Here is an 18,954-nt window from a genome sequence, read left to right on the forward strand (position 1 = left end):
CCGTTTTGTCCCCTAAGCTGACCTTAGGTGATCTTTGTCAGGCGAGATAAACTCTTGAAAAAACTTTTTCAGAAGATGGTCAATTTTATCAATGTCGATACGGCCGACAGTCCATCGCTTCGGATCGTAAAATCGGATATGTCCCGTTTGAACGAAATCCGCAAAGGGCTTGGGGGTCAGGCCGCTCATTATGTGCTGACCGGCGAAGATGAGATGGTTCTGTCCACGATCAGCACGCTAAGCGCCAGTAAAAACAATCCATTAGGCGTGGCTGTTACATATTTCAGTCCTGGTGCGGACAAGATTATACGCGGCAGGCGTCGGCTTTTCATCAGCCTGAAGCCCTATGATCTTGACCTTGTTGCGCGGTACGGCAGAGTTCTGGAAGCCGTTGGAACAAGCCAGAATATGTATCTTCTAGGGTCGGACACGGTTCCGCTGTCCTATCGTATAATCATGGCGGAAATCGTGATCGAAGCACGACAGTTGATCAGCCGCACCGGAAAAAAAGAAGGGGAAACGCATGCTGTCAGGGTCACACCGGACGACCTTCTTCAGCTGGCCGAAACACTGGGTGGTGGCAGGTCTGATCTGTTTGACGTGCTATTCTGGCAGGGCAATACCTGGCAAAGACTGGACACGAATGCTTTTCGTAGTCTGATTGATCTGAAGTCAGTGGCGCAGACGGACCCGCAAATGGTTCTGCAAGGGGTTAAGCCATTGCCCGCGAAGGGCCGGATCGAGTTTATCGAACAGCTTCGCAAATGGGAATTGGGTCAGACAGAGCCGTTTCTTGCGTTTCTAATGGATCAGGCCGGTGATAGTGCGAAAGGGGTGCGAGAGGCAGCCCTGAACGTCTTGAAAACGGTGCCAGCCAATCAGATCGAGTCATTGGTTGGCGAGCGTCTGTCAAAAGGCACCACCGCCGTTCGCGAAGGCATGGTGCAACTGCTGGTTAGCCTTGGGACCGAAAGTGCCGATGCAACATTGCAGGACCATCTGAAAACCGAAAAAACCGCGCGGATCAAGGCGGTAATTGAAACAGCGATGGCGTCGCGGTCCGTTGTGGCTCAGGATGCAAAAGAAGGCGGTGACGATCTGACAGGCTACACTGCATTGGATGGCAGTTGGGTTGAAATTCCGCGGCAGAAGCCCCTGCCGGAACCAGCGCCGATCCAAATCAGCGCTGCTGAACGCAAAGAGCTGGAAGATTTGGTCAAGGCAGAAAACGATCGGATCAATAAATATAATCAGGAAAACAAAGGCAAAAAATACTTTTACAAACAACAGTTATTGCCCAAAGACTTGGTCCAGAATGCAATTCACACACTTGAGACGCCTTGGGACCAATTGAACAAAGAAAAGGCGCGGACGGCGCTTCATCTTTTACAATACAAAGCCGTTGAATGGACAAAAAAGATACTGCCTAGACTGTCAGACGATCATATTGCAGCCATGACGATCCTGTCGGCCTATCACATCAGCGCGCTTGTTAACCCCTATCACCAGACCTTTTTTGCAGCCCGCACAATGGAATGGCTGAATGGCCCAGATGGCGATTTCCGTTGGTTGGATGAAATTGGCGTTAAGGTTGGCAAGCACATCCAATTCGGCAGTTGGCAAAACCGTATGAACCGCAAGATGGTCAAAGGGGATCTTCTGCGCGATATGATTCCAAGCGACGGGTATTGGGGTGTCAGCCCTGATGATCTGCCGGTCCGGGCTCTCTGGCCCTATATGGCAGAAAATCTGGATGTTTTCGATCAGGCCTTCGGGTTGGTCAGTTCAGACGATATCAAAATCAGCCGTCCTGCTGCGATCCGGTATCTGATGGCCATGCCCAAAGCGCCCATGCGCTATTTCGCGCCTTTGCTTGAGGTCGCGACAGGAACAGCCAAATCAGGCAAAGCCGATGCCCGCCAGATGCTTATGGATATACCCGAAGTTGATGATCGTCTGACTGCATTGTTGGATGACAGCCGTCAGGCTGTCCGCGCCGGGGTCGCTGAGTGGATGGGAACACGTGGACGCAACAGTGCGATCAAACCACTGAAGACGCGTCTGAAGAAAGAAAAAAGCGAACTGGCCCGTGCCGCAATTCTAACGGCTTTACAACAGCTTGGCGAAAATCTTGAAAGCTATCTTGGACCCGCGGCATTGATTAAAGAAGCTGAAACCGGGTTGAAAAAGGCAAAATTCGACAAGCTGGCCTGGCTGCAGTTGGACCACATGCCAAAGGCGCATTTCAAAAACGGAAAACCTGTTCCGGCCGATGTGCTGCGATGGTGGGTGTTCATGGCAAACAAGCTGAAACAGCCCGGCGGTAATACTTTGTTTGAGCTATACTTCGATCAGCTTGCACCTGATGACTCCATGCAATTTTCCTCTTGGATTTTGAACAGTTGGGTCGACTACGACACCGCCCGCCCGACCGATCAAGAGGCCAATGACTACGCCCAGAAACATGCGCAGAACCGTGTGCAAATGTACCAACGCTGGATGAAGGACTATACCCTGGAACGCGCCATCGCCGATCTGAAGTCCGAGGTGAAATCGCGATATCTGAACAGCGGTGCGGCCAACAAGGGCATCCTGGGGCTGGCCACGCGCACACCGCCTTCGACCGCGGCCGATCTGGTGCGGGGCTATTTGCGCAACCACGGATCACGCACGTCGCAGGCGTCATCGCTATTGGAGGTGCTGGCGGCCAAGGGTGACCCGGTGTCGCTGCAGGTCGTCATCGCGGCGGCCACGCGGTTGAAACAAAAGGGTGTTCAGGCTTTTGCGGGCGAGCTGATCCAGACTGTCGCCGACCGCATGAACTGGTCTTTGGACGAACTGTCGGATCGCACTGTACCGACTGCTGGCCTGGACGACGATGGCATCCTGGAACTGCCCTGCGGCCCCGAACAAAAGATATACAGCGCGCGGTTGGGCGATGACCTGACGCTGGTGTTGACCAACCCCGATGGCAAGGTCGTCAAGGCGCTGTCCAGCGGAACCGATGATGATACCAAAGCGTCGAAGAAACAGCTGTCGGCGTCGAAGAAGGAAATCAAACAGGTCATCGCGATGCAGACCGCACGCCTTTACGAAGCGCTCTGCGCCGAACGCAGCTGGACGCAAGAGGCCTGGCAACGTGATTTCTACGACCATCCCGTGATGCGACGTTTGATTGAACGGCTGGTCTGGCTGGGGCTGGACGATCAGGATAAGGTCGTCACCTCTTTCCGGCCAACGGCTGAGGGTGAGTTCACCGATGTAAACGACGAAATGGTGGACCCGACCCAATTTGCCAGCATCCGTCTGGCCCATGGCGCGCTGATGGATCAAAGCGCGGCCCAGGCCTGGGCGCAACATCTTGAGGATTATGAGGTCAAACCCCTGTTCGCCCAATTCGGGCGTGACCTGCTGCGATTGCCCGAGGCCCAGAAAGACGACACGCGCATCACGGACCGGGAAGGCTGGGTGACCGACACGTTCACCATCCGCGGCATTGCGAACAAACTGGGTTATGAACGCGGTCAGGCCGAAGACGGCGGGTTTTTCTATGAATACATCAAGACCTTCAGCAGCGCCGGACTGGCCGCTGTGATCGAGTTTTCCGGCAACTGCCTACCCGAAGAAAACGTCGCCGCTGCAATGATCTCACTTGAGTTTCGCAAATGGGACGGGCGGCGGACCAAGGGCGCGCTGAAGCTGTCCGAAGTGCCGCCGGTTTTGCTTTCGGAATGCTGGAACGACTATTATGCCATGGCGGCCCGCGCCAGCCATGACCCTGATTGGAAGAAGAAAATGCCATGGTAGATGACATTCAACGCGCCCCGGCTGAAACGCGCTATGCCGATGAACTGGACCGTTTGGTGCAGGCTGACACGGACCCCAAGCCCAAAGGCTGGCATCTGTCGCCGCGCGCGGTGCGGCGGTTTATTCTGGGGGACGCGGCGCTGGATGTGTCGCAGAAGTTTTTCGGGGATGACCCGCTGGTCGACCGCTGTATCGTGTCGCTGATGGGCCAGCAGGGTCTGATGCTGGTCGGTGAACCCGGCACGGCGAAATCGCTGCTATCGGAACTGCTGTCGGCGGCCATCAGTGGGACGTCGACCTTGGTTGTTCAAGGGTCCGCTGGTGTGATCGAAGACCACCTGCGCTATGGCTGGAACTACGCTGTTCTGCTGGCCGAAGGTCCCAGTGAACGCGCCCTTGTGCCCTCGCCCCTGCTGAGCGCGATGCGCGGCGGCCAGATCGCAAGGATCGAGGAACTAACCCGCTGCGCGCCCGAGGTTCAGGATGCCATGATCTCGCTCATGTCGGAAAAAACCATTGCGATTCCAGAACTTGGACCGGGTGTCGAACATCGCGCTGCGCCCGGTTTCAACGTCATCGGCACCGCCAACCTGCGCGACCGTGGCGTGCATGACATGTCCAGCGCGTTGAAACGGCGTTTCAATTTCGAAACTGTCCTGCCGATTGCCGATGCGGCGTTTGAGAAAGAGCTGGTGGGCAAGCAGGTGGCCGAACGCATGGCCGATCACCCCGTCGCCCCACAGGTCGGGCAGGATGTGCTGGATGTGGTTGTCGCCGTTTTTCGCGACCTGCGCACCGGCACCACAGCCGAAGGTGCAAGCGTTTCGGTGCCCAACAGCGTCATGTCGACGGCCGAGGCAGTGAATGTGGCCCATGCAGCCGTGTTAGAGGCCGCCTATCTGGATGGTGGCCCTTTGACCGGCGGGCATATCGCACGACAATTGCGCGGTGTCGTGTTCAAGGACGACCCAGAAGACGCGCGAAAATTGCGTGCCTATGTTGAACAGATCGCCAAACCGCGCGGCAAATCCTCGCGCGTTTGGTCGGATTTCTATAAATCAGCCAAAGCGAGCCTGAGTGACTGATCAGCGCCACTTCGAAGCCATCCGCGACAAGCTGTTCCAGCCGGACCGCGGGCTTTATGTCGTGCCGATCCGTCACCATTCCCCCGCCTGCGCCTGGGCCGTTCGGCAGCTGATTGCGGAAGTTCAACCCAAGCACGTTCTGATCGAAGGCCCCACCGATTTTACCCGCCAGATCCCACTGTTGCTACACCCTGAAACCAAGCCGCCCGTGGCGATCGTATCGCTGATCACCCAAGACAATGACACACGTCTTGCGGCCTATTATCCCTTTTGCGCGCATTCGCCGGAATACATCGCCTTGGTTGAGGGGCAAAAATTCGGCGCGCAGCTGTCTTTCATCGACCTGCCCGCCGCCGATAAAAGCTTTCGCAACGACATGCCGCAGGATCAGCCCATTCTGCTTAGCGATGACAGGCACTTTAACTCTGGCGATTATATCACTGCTTTATCGAAGAAAATTGGCTGTCGAGATGGATTTGAGCTTTGGGATCATCTGTTTGAATCACGCCTAGGCGACCCGGACTGGAAGACGTTCCTGCAAGACGTTTGCATCTATTGCGCCGGTATCCGCAGCACAACGACTGCGGCCGAAATCGAACGAACTGGCGATGCCGCTCGCGAGGCGCATATGTCTGCCGCTCTGCTGGATGTGCTGGGTAACGGGCCGGTCGTAGTCGTGGTGGGCGGCTTTCACGCCCCTGCCCTGATTGATGCGGTTGAGGCCGGCAAAGCCAAAAGCCCAAAAACCAGCGATACGGCCGACAGCTATCTGATCCGCTATGGATTTGCCGCGATGGACGCGCTGACCGGATACGGTGCGGGGCTGCCGCAGCCGGGATACTATCAGGAACTGTGGCAGCGTGCCGCCAGCGCCGATGGGACGCCCGCGTGGCGGGAAACGGCGACCGACCTGATCTCGGGCTTTGCGGCGAAGATGCGCGCCGATGGACAGGCCTTCAGCCTGCCTGCCCAGGTCGAGGCGTTGCGTGCGGCCGAGGCCCTGGCGCTGCTGCGTGGCAGACCTGGCGCGATGCGGCATGATCTGATCGATGGGATCAGAACCTCGCTGGTCAAGGGCGAAGTCAGCCGGAATGAGGTCTGGACCGAACGGTTTCTGCTGTACCTGCGGGGCAATTCTTTGGGCGACGTCCCCGCCTCGGCCGGATCGCCGCCCTTGGTCGAGGACGCGCGGCGGCTGGCCCGCAAGCATCGGCTGGACATCAGCGACAGTGCGGAACGTCGCCGCAAGCTGGATATTCGGCGGAATGACCGGCACCTTGAAGCCTCGAGGTTTTTGCACGCCATGACGTTGCTGCAGTCTAATTTTGCCAGGCTGGATATTGGCCCCGATTATCTGACGAATACGCGGACCGAACTGCTGTTCGAGGAATGGACCTATAACTGGTCGCCCGTGGTCGAAGGCCGCCTGATCGAACTGTCGGCCCTGGGCGACCGGGTCGCGGCCGCCTGTCTGGGGTATCTGACCCGCGAAGTGGCGCGGCTGGACGATGAAGGTAAACGTCAGGATATCAGCGCCCTGATCGAATTGTTCGGGCGCGGTTTGTTGGCCGGGCTTGGGGCCGATCTGGACCCGTTCCTGAACCGTATCAGCGACAGCATCCAGAACCACGGCACCTTTGGCAGCACGGCCCGCGCCCTGCAATGGCTTCATTTCATTGCACAATCTGCCGGACCTATGGGCGCGCCTGACAGCCTGGATTTGGATGGCGTGCGACAGGCGGCCTATCAGCGGCTGATCTTCCTGTGTGATGACCTGTCCGCGACGCCCGATGAAGAGGTCCGCGAAAGGCTGGATGCGATCCGTCTGGTCAATGAACTGCTGCGCAATGATGCGGATGAATGCTTTGACCGCGCCTTGTTCGACGATGCGATGAACCGCGTGGCCCAGGGCAACGTGCCGCCCCAGATTTTGGGCGCTGTCCTAGCCATTTGCGTGGTGGCCGGGCTGCGGGACGAAGATGACCTGATCATAGCGTTGCAGGGTCGCTTTAACGGCGCGTCTTTGGACGAACCATCGCGCATCGGCGTGCTGGAAGGCATTTTGCACACAGTTCCTGCGCTGCTGTGGAACAAACCCGCGCTGCTGGACGTCGTCGATGATTTCCTGCAGGCCCTGGACGAGGCTGCTTTTCTGCAGATCCTGCCCCATTTGCGCCTGGCCTTCACCAACCTGAACCCCCGTGAAACCGACCGGCTGGCTGACCTGCTGGCGCGGCGGCACGGTGGGCGGGCCACCGATTTCACCGCGGTCCAAACCATCAGCGAAGACGATCTGCAGCGTGGACTGGCGATCGAGGCCCGCCTGCGGGATCAAATGCAAGCCGACAGTCTGCTGGACTGGCTGACCGCGGGGGCAAACCCATGACCGACGCAAATGCCCGCCGCTGGCGTCTGGTTCTGGGGCGCTATGCCGACCGCAATCTGGGTGGTCTGGGCGGTGCCGACGGCCAGATGGACGGGGCCTTGGAATACCTTTACGGTCGCGAATACGATGGTCGCGGCATAAATCGCGATCGCGGGCCGGGCAGTCTGGACCCAACCCAGATGAACGCCGTGAAATGGCTGGGCAAGGCGCGGTCGCTGTTCCCTCAGTCGGTCTTTGAAACGCTGCAGGATCACGCGCTGGACCGCTACGGCCTGACCGACCTTCTGAAAGACCCAAAGGTGCTGGATGATCTTGAACCTAGCCAAGATTTGTTGAAGGTGCTTCTGGGCTTTCACGGGCGCGCCGATCCGGCCGTCAAACAAAAGCTGCGAGAGGTCGCTGATAAGATCATTCAAGAGATCATCGAGCGTTTGCGCCACGATGTCATGCGCGCCTTTTCCGGCAGTCGCAACAGGTTTCAGCGATCGAATATCAAATCGGCCGCGAATTTTGATTGGCGCGCAACCCTGCGGGAAAATCTGAAAAGCTATGACCCCGAAACAGGCCGGATCATCGCCGAACGGCTGCGGTTCAACAGCCGCACCAAACGGCGCCTGCCCTGGCGCGTGATCCTATGCGTTGACCAATCCGGATCGATGACCGACAGCATCATCCATTCCGCTGTTATGGCCGCAATCCTTAGCGGGCTGCCCGGTGTGCATGTGAAAATGGTGCTGTTTGATACATCGATCATCGATGTGTCGGATAACCTAACCGACCCGCTAGAGACGCTTTTATCAGTGCAACTGGGGGGCGGCACCGATATCGGGCGGGCGGTTGGGTACTGTGAAGGCTTTGTCGAAAACCCGGATCGCACCGTCTTTGCCCTGATCAGTGATTTTGCTGAAGGGGCCTCGCCCCGACCACTGTACGCTGCCATCGCACGCATGAACGAAGCCCGCGTGCGTATGGCCGGTATCATCGCGTTGGATGAAGGCGGTATTCCGTTTTATGACCACACCATCGCGGCGCGTGTCGCTGATCTGGGTATGCCGGTGGCGGCGATGACGCCCGATAGTTTCGCCAATTGGCTGGCGGAGATCATGACATGAGCCTGGATGCCATGCTGGCCGCCCACGACGATACGGCGCTTGAGGCTTTGACCTCAAAAGGATTGGTGCGCCGCGCCGGTCGTGATGCCGAGGCTGGCAAAGCCACAATCACCTCGCGCGACGCCACCGCGGCCGTTATCGAGGCTGACGGTTACACGGTCGAGATTGACGAAGGCGGCGCGAAAGCGGCCCGCTGCCCCTGCCCCGCAACGGGCGTTTGCCGCCACATTATTCTGGCCGTCATGACCTTGCGCGAAAGTGGCGGGGACACAGCGCCACCCGACCTGCCCTTAGCCCAGGACGAACTTTCGCAATTATCGCAAGAGGCTGTGCAAAAGTTTGCAGGGGCCGATTGGGACAAGGCCGTTAACCTGGCGCGCGTTAGCACAGACGCCAAGATCGAACCCGAGGGCCTGAACCTGCGCGTCACCCTGCCCGATGCACCCGCGCCAGTGGTTTTCATGGCGGGCCAAGCGCTGAAAGAGGCCGTTTTCAAAGGCCCGCAAACCCGCAAACGCCTGTTTGTTGCGGCCGCCACGGTTGCCTTTCGCGCGATATCCGGCGCGCAGCCGCTGGATACGCTGTCAGATGTTGCCCCCGCCGACGACCAACTGACGGCCGATCTGTTGGATGATGTCGGCAAAACCCTGGAACTGGCTGTGCAGGCGGTGCTGACCGGTGGCTCGGCCCTGGCCGAAGATCAACTGTTCGATCTGGCGATCACCAGCCGTGCGCAGGCGGCCCCGCGTTTGACCGCGCTTTTGCGGGGGCTAGCGAAACAGGCCCAATTGGCGCGTGACCGGCATGTGGACTTCAGCACTGAAAACTTTCTGCGAACGGCCGCCGCGACCTATGCGTTGACGACTGCACTTAAATCCGCGCCGGGCGATGTGAAACTGACGGGCACATTAAAGCGCAACTATAAACCGGCCTCTGCGTCAGACCTGATCGTTTTGGGGGCCAAGACATGGCAGGGCCTCAGCGGTGCGCGGGGCCTTAGCGTCTATGGGTTTGATATTGTAAGACAATCCTGGCTGACGGCGACGGTCGCACGCGCAGCGGGCGCCGATCCGACATTTTCGCCCCAGGGGGCTTATTTTGGCCCGTTTCTTGGTGGCTCAATGACGCAGGCTTTGATGGGGCAGCATTTGCAGATTGATGATTTGCAGCTGTCCGATGACAATCAAATCGCGCCGTCCTGTTTTGGTCAGGTGAAGGCCGCCATAAGCACCGCAGACCTGACACAACTTCACGACGACGGCATCCTGCACACCAACTGGATGACCCTGCGCCAGGACCTGGCGACGCGTATGGGCGGCGGTCTGCGGCAAAGCGGGTTTGCGCAGCCGGTTCTGATGCACCCGGCCAAGATCGAAGGATATGTTTTCGACGATTTCGATCAGGCCTATCGGCTGGTTGTCGTGGATCAGGCCCGCGCGACTTTGCAGCTGACCTTTGGCGCTGATGCGCAGCGTTATATTACGTGGCTTTATGACAATCTGCGTCACGTGCAGGCCATACTGTGCGAAGCCATGATAACAGATGGCCTGCTAAGGCTGTCGCCTGTGTCGGTCATCGTGACGGATAAAGGCGCGCTGACGGTGCATAATTTTGGGCTGGATGCCCTGCCCCGTCAGGAACAGCGTGGCATGCTGGCGGGGCTGCTGAAACGATTTTCACAGATCCCGCGCGTCGATCTGACCTCGGGTGTTCAGACTGATCCGATCCAACGGCTATGTGCGGACGCGATTGAGGCTGCGGGCGAAACGCTTAGCTTTTCGGTCAGTGACAAGCTAAGCGTCATCGCGCGGCGGGCGGATGCCATAGGGCTGTCGATGCTGGCCCGCGGGGCCGAGGCGCTGACGTCGGATCCCACCCCGGCCCACGCCCTTCGCCTGACGTATCTCGCCAGCGCATGTCAGGCGTCAGTCATCGCTTGAGTCCGGATCATCGACCTCGGGCGTGTCGGGCTGACCTGATGCACGTTTCTTCTTTGCGCGCGTCGGCGGCGCGCTAGGTTGCTGCAGGGCCTCGGGGTTGCGCAGCCAGATATCGCGCTGTGCGAATGGAATTTCGATGCCTTCTTCAGCAAAGCGCTGCGCGATCTGGTGGTTCATTTCCGACAGCACGCTCAGCTTCCAATTCACATCCCGTAGGATCGCGCGGATTTCAAAGTTCAGGGAATCCGCACCAAAGGCCATGAACAGAATACTGGGTGCAGGGTTTAGCAGAACCATAGGATGCGCACGGGCAATTTCGGTCAGGATTTCCTCGACCTTTTTCGTGTCGGTGCCATAGGCCACGCCGACGGGTACGATCACCCGGCCAACAGAATTTCCGCGGGTCCAGTTCGTCACCTGATTGGAAATCAGATCGGCGTTCGGCACGATCACGTCTGTTCGATCAAACGTCTCGATCCGCGTGGATCGCACGGAAATCGAACGCACGTATCCCATTTGGCCGCCGACCTCGATCCAGTCGCCTTCGCTGATGGGGCGTTCGATCAACAGGATAATGCCCGAAATAAAGTTCGACACGATGTTCTGCAGACCGAAACCGATGCCGACCGACAGCGCACCGGCCACGACGGCAAGCGAGCTTAGATCAAGCCCGGTGCTGCTGATCGCCAAAAGGGCCGCGATGAAAACGCCAAGATATCCAAGGCCGGAAACAATTGCATTGCGCCCGCCGATGTCGATTTTGGTCTTGGGCAGAACAGCCGTACGCAGCGTGCCCTGCAACAACCGCGTGATAGTGAAGCCGATGGCGAAAACCAGAATGAACAGCAGGAAATCATTGGGCGAAATCCGTGTCTCACCGATGACCAGACCCTCGCGGAACTGTGTCCAAAGTTCGGTCAGGTCAGCAACGCGCGCGCCCCAGATCAACGCAAGAATGGGGGCCGAGGCTAGCGCAAGGGCAAACCCGATCAGAACCGGCGTCAGTGAATCGCGGCCATCTTCGCCCCTGCCGGAAATCAGCACATAGACATTGCCAATCTGCTGCTGCAAAATCGCGACAAAGACCATCAGCGCAAGTGTCATGACGGTCGAGAACATCAGCGACTCGGCCGCCAGCATATAGCCGAAAATCCCAAGCAGAACGCTGATGACCGATACAGTGACCAGTGCCTTGGTCAGCAACGATAACAGGCGATCAAAAAAGCTGACGTCTTCTTCCGTTTCGTTGTCGGTCTTTAGATGCTGCCGCAACAGGCGGGCGGTTCTGTACAAAAAGAAAGCTGATATGACGATCAGCGGGAAAATCAGCGCCGTCTTCGTGCTTTCGCTATAGCGGGCGCTGTCACCAAGCGCGTTGAACAGCATGGCCAACGCCAATAATACACCAAAGCCCGCGATGTTTAAGCGCATCTTGCGGCGCTGCGCGGTGTCTAGCTTAAACAGTTTCTGTTCCCGGTCATTGCGTGGAAAGGCCCGCATGCTAAGCCAGCGCGCGGCAAAGAAAATCAGAACCATTTCGGGCAATTGCCCGACGATAACGTCACCGCGTATGCCGACAATACCTGATGCATAGATCAGATTGACCAGAGCAAAAATGCCAACCATCGGAATAATGATCTGACCGAATGAGATCAGAAAACTCCAGACGCCCTGCCCGCGGCCCGAAAACCGCGTGGCCAGTCTTTCCATCCAAAGGCGGCCGCGCAGCAGTAAAACCAGTGCGAAAATAAGGAAAAAGACGGCAATCGGGCCGCGTTCACGCAGTTCGGACCTTTGACCCGGTGTCAGCCAGGCGCGGCGGACCTCGTCCCGGATGCGTGCTGCGGTTTCCGCCACTGTCTCGACCCCTTCGATCCAGACGGCGGGATTGACGGGGGTCGGCCCTGCGCGCAGCAGATCGGCGGCCTGTCGTTCGCGGATGATGTTATCGATTTCAGTGATCAGACCGTTGGCGCGGGTATAGGCCTCTTCCGCGGCGGTGACGGGCGCGCGCAGACGGGCAAGCTGTTGATTTAGCGCGGCGCGGCGTTCAGCAATTTCGGGTTCCTCTGTCTGGCCCTCTTCAGGCGCAGGACCAAGGGCCGCTAACTGACTTTGAAGTGTTTCGATGCGGGTCTGATTGGCCGTCTGTGCCGTCAGAAACCCTTCGCGCCAGACCGCCAGTTGCGCTCGTAACTGCTCAAGTGCAGCATTCGAAGCCTCGCCCGCCTCAATCACCTCTTCAGCGCGCGAAGCGACGTTTTCCCATTGTTCATAATTCGGCCCGGTCTGTTCTTGTGCAAAACTGACCGAGGGTGATGCGCTTAGCCCGGCAAAGGCCAGCGCGAGGAAAAGAAAAATACGAATGATCATCAGACGTCTTCAAACACACCGGGAATGCTGCGCGGGGCCATTTCCAGCCAATCAGGGACCGGTAAACCTTTCTGCTGCAGAAATTCAGGATTAAACAGTTTTGACTGATACCTGGTTCCATAGTCACACAGAATTGTCACGATCCTATGGCCCGGACCCATTTCCCGGGCCATATGCATCGCACCGGCGATATTAACACCCGTTGATCCCCCCATGACCAGTCCTTCGTCGCGCAGCAGATCGAAAACGATCGGCAGGGCCTCGCGATCGGGGATATTAAAGGACATATCCGGCGTGAAGCCATCCAGATTGGCCGTGATGCGCCCCTGCCCGATCCCTTCGGTGATCGAGGCCCCTTGAGATTTCAGTTCGCCCGTCGTGTAAAAACTATGCAGCGCTGCGCCGTCGGGGTCGGCCAGCCCGATTTTCACGCCCTTGGGCTGTAGCGCCATGCCGACACCGGCCATGGTTCCGCCCGACCCCACCGCGCAGATAAAGCCGTCGACCTTGCCACCAGTCTGTTCCCAGATCTCGGGCCCGGTTGTTTCGATATGCGCCTGCCGGTTGGCGATATTGTCGAACTGATTGGCCCAGATCGCGCCATTGGGTTCGGTTTTCGCCAGCTTTTCGGCCAGGCGTTGTGAATAGCGTACATAGTTATTCGGGTTTTTATAAGGCGCAGCAGGCACTTGCACCAGTTCGGCACCGGCCAGACGCAGCATGTCTTTCTTTTCCTGGCTTTGGGTTTCGGGGATGACGATCACCGTCTTGAACCCCATCGCGGCACCGACTAGGGCCAGTCCGATGCCTGTGTTGCCCGCCGTCCCTTCGACAATCGTGCCGCCCGGCTGAAGTTGCCCCTTGGCAATCGCATCGCGCAGAATGTAAAGCGCCGCGCGATCCTTGACCGACTGGCCAGGGTTCATGAATTCGGCCTTGCCCAGAATTTCGCACCCTGTCGCTTCGCTGGCGGCACGCAGGCGGATCAGGGGGGTCTTGCCGATGGCGTCGGGCAGGTCTTTGTAAACAAACATCGCGGCCTTCCTTTTCTGACCAACAGCTTTAGGACTGCTGTGACGGGAACTCAAGCAGATGCGCGCAGTGTTTCACGATTTCGCGCAAGCCACAGCAACATCAGGATCAGGGGACCGACCTGGATTTCGCCCGTTTCGATCAGCTGCATGGCCTTCGTGAATGGCACCACATGAACGAAGATATCTTCGCCTTCGTCCTGAAGCCCGCCGGTCGTTGCACCCGCCTCTGACAGATCGCAGATGCCGATAAAACTGTGGAAATAGTCGGTCGAGGCACCTGGCGTCGCGTAATAAGACGCAATTGGGTTGAGGCCCTGAAACCGAATGCCTGCTTCCTCCATCGCTTCGCGGTGGGCGCAATCGGCTGGCGTTTCGCCTGGATCAACCATGCCTGCGATCGGCTCAAGCGTCCAAGGGTTTGCATCGCCGCGCGCATAGGGGCCCATACGGACCTGTTCCAGCAGCATCACTTTGTCCGCCACCGGATCATAGGGCAGAATAAGCGCGGCATCGGTGCCGATCCAGACTTCGCGGATCATCGTGCCCGACAGCGTTCCGTCAAACCGCGGGTGTCTGACCCACAGACGATCGGATGAAAAGAAACCGGCATGCAGGATCTGATCCTTTTGCAGTTGAATATCATCGGCGCCATGCCTGTGCCGCAGCGAAGATGGCGCAGGCGTCTGTTTTGCAGTAACCGCGGCCTGGGCACGACGTTTTATGCTGGAAACGCGTGCCGCCACATCCTGAGCTGACCATACGGAATAGTGACGCATGACCTCTTTCGCGAATTCCTCAGCGAAAAGGCCGTTATGCGCGCGCCAGTCAATTAGTAACCACGGTTCGCCTGTCTGTGTTGTGGGCTGACGTGGTACATAAGCCTGACAGGCCCAAGTGGCCCGAAGCTGCGAAAGTGGCCAAAATTCAGAACATTTGTGAACATTAACCGTAATCGTTTGTTTCATGGTTAATGTTGGTTTTCGCCAGCGTCTCAGAGCTGGGCCAGGGTCATGGGGGCAATGCGTGCCCCCTTGCAAACCACGCGCAGGCGTTTGGCCGCTGCACCACCAGTCAGGGGCGCGAGGTCTCTCCCCCGACACCCCCACAGGCCGTTTGAGGCAGCCCGTTACCAAACGTGATTGTCTTCGAAGATAAAGACATCCGGGTTGGATACGTCGATGATGGTCTCAGGTGCAGGCTTCTCTTCCTTGTCCAGATCGGGCACAGGCATGACGCAGATCAACGGGTCAAGCTCGACAAGACTGGGCGTTTCGTCCATGATGCAGATGTCACTCTCGACAGGTTTGAGAATGATCTCATCTGTGCTTGCATCGTCCTGAACCGATAGGCCTGCGTCATGACTGGATAAGGTCGATGCGGCTATTTCTGGACCATCAATCACAGCAGCGCTCGCCATCGATTGGTCAGCAATAAGCTGTGCGTTGATCTCGGCGGTGTTCCACACCGTGCCATCCTCAAAGCGAAGCTCTTCGATCCGGTCGTAGCGGTCGTTGTTCAGCATCCCATTGATCGTGATGCTATCGGTGGTGCCTGCAAAGCTGATCAGTAAGCGATTGTTGCCGCCATCCGACAATGTCAGGTCATCAGGACCATAGCCGCTGATCGCCAGCACATCGATACTGTCCCAGCCATTGTCGTCAATGACATCCTGACCATCACCCGCCGCGAACAGATAGGTGTCGGACCCATAGCCGCCGCGCAGTGTATCATTGCCCGCCCCGCCATAGACCGTGTCCTCAAGTGTGGTACCGACCACAAGATCATCGCCCGCTGTCGCCTGGCCCGCGATCAGCTGTGCTGCGATCTCGGCCGTGTTCCACACCGTGCCATCTGCGAATTCAACCGTTTCGATCGCATAGTTGGTGTTATTATAAGCAGAGAGAACTGTGATGGTTTCACCGTTGGGTAAACTGAAGATCATATCGTTATTCACAGGCGACAGTGTCACATCAGAGGCATTCAGATCCGTGAAGACCAGCCTGTCAGTCGAGTTGCTGCCATTATCCAGGATCGTATAGGAGCCATCGCCGGAGGTATGCCTATAGGTCTCATTCCAGCCTGTGCCCACAACAGTGTCGGTAGCCTTCATATCCTCGATCATCTGATGCCGCATCGCCGAATGGCTCCAGGTACTGCCATCGGCAAATTCTATAGTTTCAATGACATACCAATTGCTGCGCAAGGCATCGACCAGCGTGATGGAACCGCCATCGGGCATCGCCATGATGACATTACTGCCATTACGTGAGAGCACGACATCACCCGGTGTGATATTATTCAGAACCAGGCGATCGGCATTGATATTTGGTTCATAGTCCAGGATCGTATCGTGACCATCACCCAGGGTGTAACGATAGGTATCATTTCCCGCATAGCCGGTCAGGACATCATCCCCAAGCCCGCCGACGATGATGTCGTTTCCAATTGTCCCATTCAGCGTATCATTCTGATCCGTGCCATAGATCGGCTCATCCTGACCATTGATTGTCGCAGAAACTGTGGCTTGCGAGGTACCCCCCTCACCATTAGAGATCGTATGTCTAGCCCCCTCGTTCAGTACCAGTAATTTGGCGTTTCTCTAATAAGGTTTCAGGGACCGGCGGGCGCATATTCAGAGCATGATGTGGCCGGGGGCCTAGATCATGTCGAGCGTTTGGTAAAAGGTGGAAATTTCGGCCAGGGGATGAACCATGATCAGTTCGGGGAATATGCGGCACGAGTTGTCTCCAACCTGAACTATGCACACCCCTTTCGTGATGGGAACGGGCGTACACAGATGCAGGTGCTCAATCAGCTTACAGAAAGAGCCGGATTTGAACTTGCGACCGAACGAATAAATCCGACTGCCTGGATCACGGCATCGAAGGTTTCGAACATGGGATCTGACGAATTGTTGCGAGGGGCTATCACCTTCGCCGTCGATCCTGAGCGCGTTCATACCGGCACAAAAGAACAAGAAGCTATTGCCAGCTATTTTGACACTGTGAATGCAGCGATTGAAAAGCTACGTTCGCCCGCCGAAAGAGCGTCGGCGCGGGACCAGGTGCGGTCTGTGGCGAAGGCTTATGAAACGATCATGGATCGAGACACGCTGCAGAAGGTTCTGAAGGAACCAAGGGGGCGGGAAAGATGATAGTCAGGGTTAACGCCCTATTTTACACTGAGCGGAATTGGCCATTAATGATGAAAGGATCGGACTATGGATATTCGTGATCGTCCTCTGAAAGAGCAAAAGCGCATGGCAATTATGCTTGTTTTGCTTGGTTGGGCCGGTGGTTTAGCTGTTGTGGTAAGCTCGGTATTATTCCTTGCAAATCACAGCAAGCTGTTGATTTCTGGTTCGTTGACACTTTCATCTGGCTTGTTAGCTGCAGCATTCATTGTATGGATTGTTCGCTGGCGCGACAAAAGCAATGAACCAAGGTAACTTCATCAGGGGCTTATGATACTATCTTGCCCCTTGCCAGAGGCGACCCCGTTCAGCCTTATTCGATCCCTAAATGGAGGCGTCATGGTTATCCTTCGTACGAAAATGAATTCTCTGATGACAGCATTTATTGCTGTTTTCTTAACGACAGCTGTTCTTAAAGCTGATGGCGAAATTTCCGTCGAGCCTGCCCAGGGCAATCCATTACTCCAAAAATATCAATTAAATGAAGGGCCATTGAATATAGAACAATTAGAAGCTATCAGACGTCAATCGCGGGAGCAGGCGAGTAAAGGGCCACAACCCAGTTTTCTGTCAGGCCCGCCTTGGCCTGACTGTATAGCTCTACATGAATTAAGCTCTGATAAAACGCCCCCGGAAATATCGGGATATGTCATTTCATGTCTACTTGCAGGCGAGGCTGAAAATGCTGCGCATATGATAGTCGCAGAATATTTTAGTTATCATTTTGATCGCAGACGTTTGGGTCTTTCAGGCTTTACACCTTACATGCTTCAAGATCAGCGGTCACGATATTTCCCGCGCTCAGAAACTAAAGCGCTTACTGATCAGCTTCTAAAACGTGTAAATGCCACTCGTTTTGAGGAGCCAGAGTATCATCGTTATCTATGCGAGGCATTTCAAAACTATGGCCCTCCGACCTATGATATAGCTTGGATTAAGCCGTGGCTCGTATATGAAAACGAACCATTCAATCTTGTTGAATATACTGATAACACATCAATGTGGATGGAACACATTGATCGCCTGATACGCTGTGACGTATTGCGAGAATAAAGAGCAACATCATCTCTTTAATGATGCTGCTCTTTGGTCTGATCAGACGAACTGCAGCTGATCATTTTCGGTTTGAAGGATGGAAGCCAAGATGTCTTCTGCCCGATCTTCAAAATTACTTTCTTCATCCAAATAAAGCTGCGATGATGAAGCGACTGTTGCTAGGTCAAACTCTAGGGACACTTCGGTTTCGGAATTTGGATCGCCGAATTCGAATACGTCTGAGGCAATATCAAGCAGAATTTCCGCAACTGCGGTCATTGCAGTTGATGCTGTGGTCAACGCAATGCCAAGATAGCTTTCGGCTGTGGTATCAAAATCAAAGATCGCGATTGAGTTCTGTGATGTTGGCGTTACTTCCTTTAAAACAACACATATCGTTGTAGGTCGGACAGACCCATCTAGGTCAATGTAGGTTGTTTCTGCGATACAATAAAACTCACCCGCGGCCCCCTGGTAGTAGGTGAAGCCTGTTGGCCCCAAACCAGTTCCCGGTAACGAAAGACCTGGTGCAACACCAAGCGGCACCTCAAAGCCCCCTGTGAGCGTTATTCCCTCAAATATAACCTGACCATCGCCATATGCCTGGCCGCCACCAACGGCATCATTGTCGTAGATTTGATCGCCTCTCACAGCGTGATAGGTATCAAATCCAGCACCACTGTAGAGAAAATCAATCGCATCCAGTTGATAGTCTTGTTCGGTCGGCTCTATCTCCCTAAGATCAAAACCACCTATCAGAATGTCATCACCATCGGCGCCAACTACATTATCAGAGCCATCCATACCGATAACCGTGTCGTTTCCGCCCTGACCTTCAAGCGTATTCTGAACACTAGAGCAAGATGAGATCAGGTTGAAGCGTATCCTGAGTTGACAAGGTAATTCGCACATTCCTGCGGGGTGAAGCGGTCGAGCAGCTTACCGATCCTGCGCCATGTTGCCTCTATCGTGCGTTCGGCGGCGTCTCG

13 protein-coding genes and 1 pseudogene are annotated in these 18,954 nt (G+C 56.3%); 8 read left to right on the forward strand and 6 right to left on the reverse strand.

From position 1 onward, the window contains the following. Positions 1–54 precede the first annotated feature (54 nt). From H7848_RS17345 to H7848_RS17365, 5 genes are read left to right on the forward strand one after another with little or no spacing between them, the layout of a single operon-like run. A complete protein-coding gene (locus tag H7848_RS17345; RefSeq protein ID WP_208354027.1) occupies positions 55–3,807 on the forward strand; it encodes a DUF4132 domain-containing protein in 3,753 nt (1,250 codons plus the stop codon). Beyond that, positions 3,801–4,892, forward strand: coding sequence for an AAA family ATPase (locus tag H7848_RS17350; RefSeq protein ID WP_208354028.1), 1,092 nt, complete (start codon positions 3,801–3,803; stop codon positions 4,890–4,892). The genes H7848_RS17345 and H7848_RS17350 overlap by 7 nt, the downstream gene beginning before the upstream one ends. Further along, the gene (locus tag H7848_RS17355) at positions 4,885–7,278 is read left to right on the forward strand and encodes a DUF5682 family protein (protein ID WP_208354029.1); all 2,394 of its coding nucleotides are present in this window, start codon (positions 4,885–4,887) and stop codon (positions 7,276–7,278) included. The genes H7848_RS17350 and H7848_RS17355 overlap by 8 nt, the downstream gene beginning before the upstream one ends. Then, positions 7,275–8,390: a VWA domain-containing protein gene (locus H7848_RS17360; RefSeq protein ID WP_208354030.1), complete on the forward strand. Its 1,116-nt coding sequence runs from the start codon at positions 7,275–7,277 to the stop codon at positions 8,388–8,390. The genes H7848_RS17355 and H7848_RS17360 overlap by 4 nt, the downstream gene beginning before the upstream one ends. Further along, positions 8,387–10,330: a hypothetical protein gene (locus tag H7848_RS17365; RefSeq protein WP_208354031.1), complete on the forward strand. Its 1,944-nt coding sequence runs from the start codon at positions 8,387–8,389 to the stop codon at positions 10,328–10,330. The genes H7848_RS17360 and H7848_RS17365 overlap by 4 nt, the downstream gene beginning before the upstream one ends. Here the strand turns inward: H7848_RS17365 and H7848_RS17370 are convergent. The 5 genes and pseudogenes from H7848_RS17370 to H7848_RS20370 form a co-directional block, all read right to left on the reverse strand. After that, positions 10,316–12,703 carry a DUF3772 domain-containing protein gene (locus tag H7848_RS17370; RefSeq protein ID WP_208354033.1) on the reverse strand — a complete coding sequence of 796 codons (2,388 nt, stop codon included), beginning with the start codon at positions 12,701–12,703 and terminating at the stop codon, positions 10,316–10,318. The two genes, H7848_RS17365 and H7848_RS17370, sit on opposite strands and share 15 nt — an antisense overlap. Further along, a complete protein-coding gene (locus tag H7848_RS17375) occupies positions 12,703–13,737 on the reverse strand; it encodes a cysteine synthase A (protein ID WP_208354035.1) in 1,035 nt (344 codons plus the stop codon). The genes H7848_RS17370 and H7848_RS17375 overlap by 1 nt, the downstream gene beginning before the upstream one ends. Before the next feature lie 50 nt (positions 13,738–13,787). Next, positions 13,788–14,513 (reverse strand): NUDIX domain-containing protein, encoded by a 726-nt coding sequence (locus H7848_RS17380; protein ID WP_208354037.1) that lies wholly within the window; start codon positions 14,511–14,513, stop codon positions 13,788–13,790. A gap of 350 nt (positions 14,514–14,863) precedes the next feature. Beyond that, entirely contained in the window at positions 14,864–16,012 is a 1,149-nt protein-coding gene (locus tag H7848_RS17385; RefSeq protein WP_208354038.1) for a calcium-binding protein, read from the reverse strand. A gap of 114 nt (positions 16,013–16,126) precedes the next feature. After that, positions 16,127–16,321, reverse strand: a pseudogene (locus H7848_RS20370) (hypothetical protein); the annotation flags it as partial. Positions 16,322–16,381: 60 nt separating this feature from the next. Here H7848_RS20370 and H7848_RS17395 point away from each other — a divergent pair. The 3 genes from H7848_RS17395 (at position 16,382) to H7848_RS17405 (ending at position 17,983) form a co-directional block, all read left to right on the forward strand. Beyond that, positions 16,382–16,891 (forward strand): Fic family protein, encoded by a 510-nt coding sequence (locus tag H7848_RS17395; protein ID WP_208354039.1) that lies wholly within the window; start codon positions 16,382–16,384, stop codon positions 16,889–16,891. A gap of 66 nt (positions 16,892–16,957) precedes the next feature. Further along, positions 16,958–17,185, forward strand: coding sequence for a hypothetical protein (locus tag H7848_RS17400; protein ID WP_208354041.1), 228 nt, complete (start codon positions 16,958–16,960; stop codon positions 17,183–17,185). A gap of 117 nt (positions 17,186–17,302) precedes the next feature. Then, on the forward strand, positions 17,303–17,983 hold the full coding sequence (locus tag H7848_RS17405; RefSeq protein ID WP_208354042.1) for a hypothetical protein: 681 nt from the start codon (positions 17,303–17,305) through the stop codon (positions 17,981–17,983). A 42-nt stretch (positions 17,984–18,025) separates the two neighbouring features. On the opposite strand, the gene H7848_RS17410 is transcribed toward H7848_RS17405, so the two are convergent. Then, complete coding sequence (locus tag H7848_RS17410; RefSeq protein WP_208354044.1) at positions 18,026–18,877, reverse strand: hypothetical protein; 852 nt, start codon at positions 18,875–18,877, stop codon at positions 18,026–18,028. Positions 18,878–18,954: the final 77 nt, after the last annotated feature.

It is taken from the genome of Pseudaestuariivita rosea (assembly GCF_017592335.1).
Classification (GTDB): Bacteria; Pseudomonadota; Alphaproteobacteria; order Rhodobacterales; family Rhodobacteraceae; genus Parasulfitobacter; species Parasulfitobacter rosea.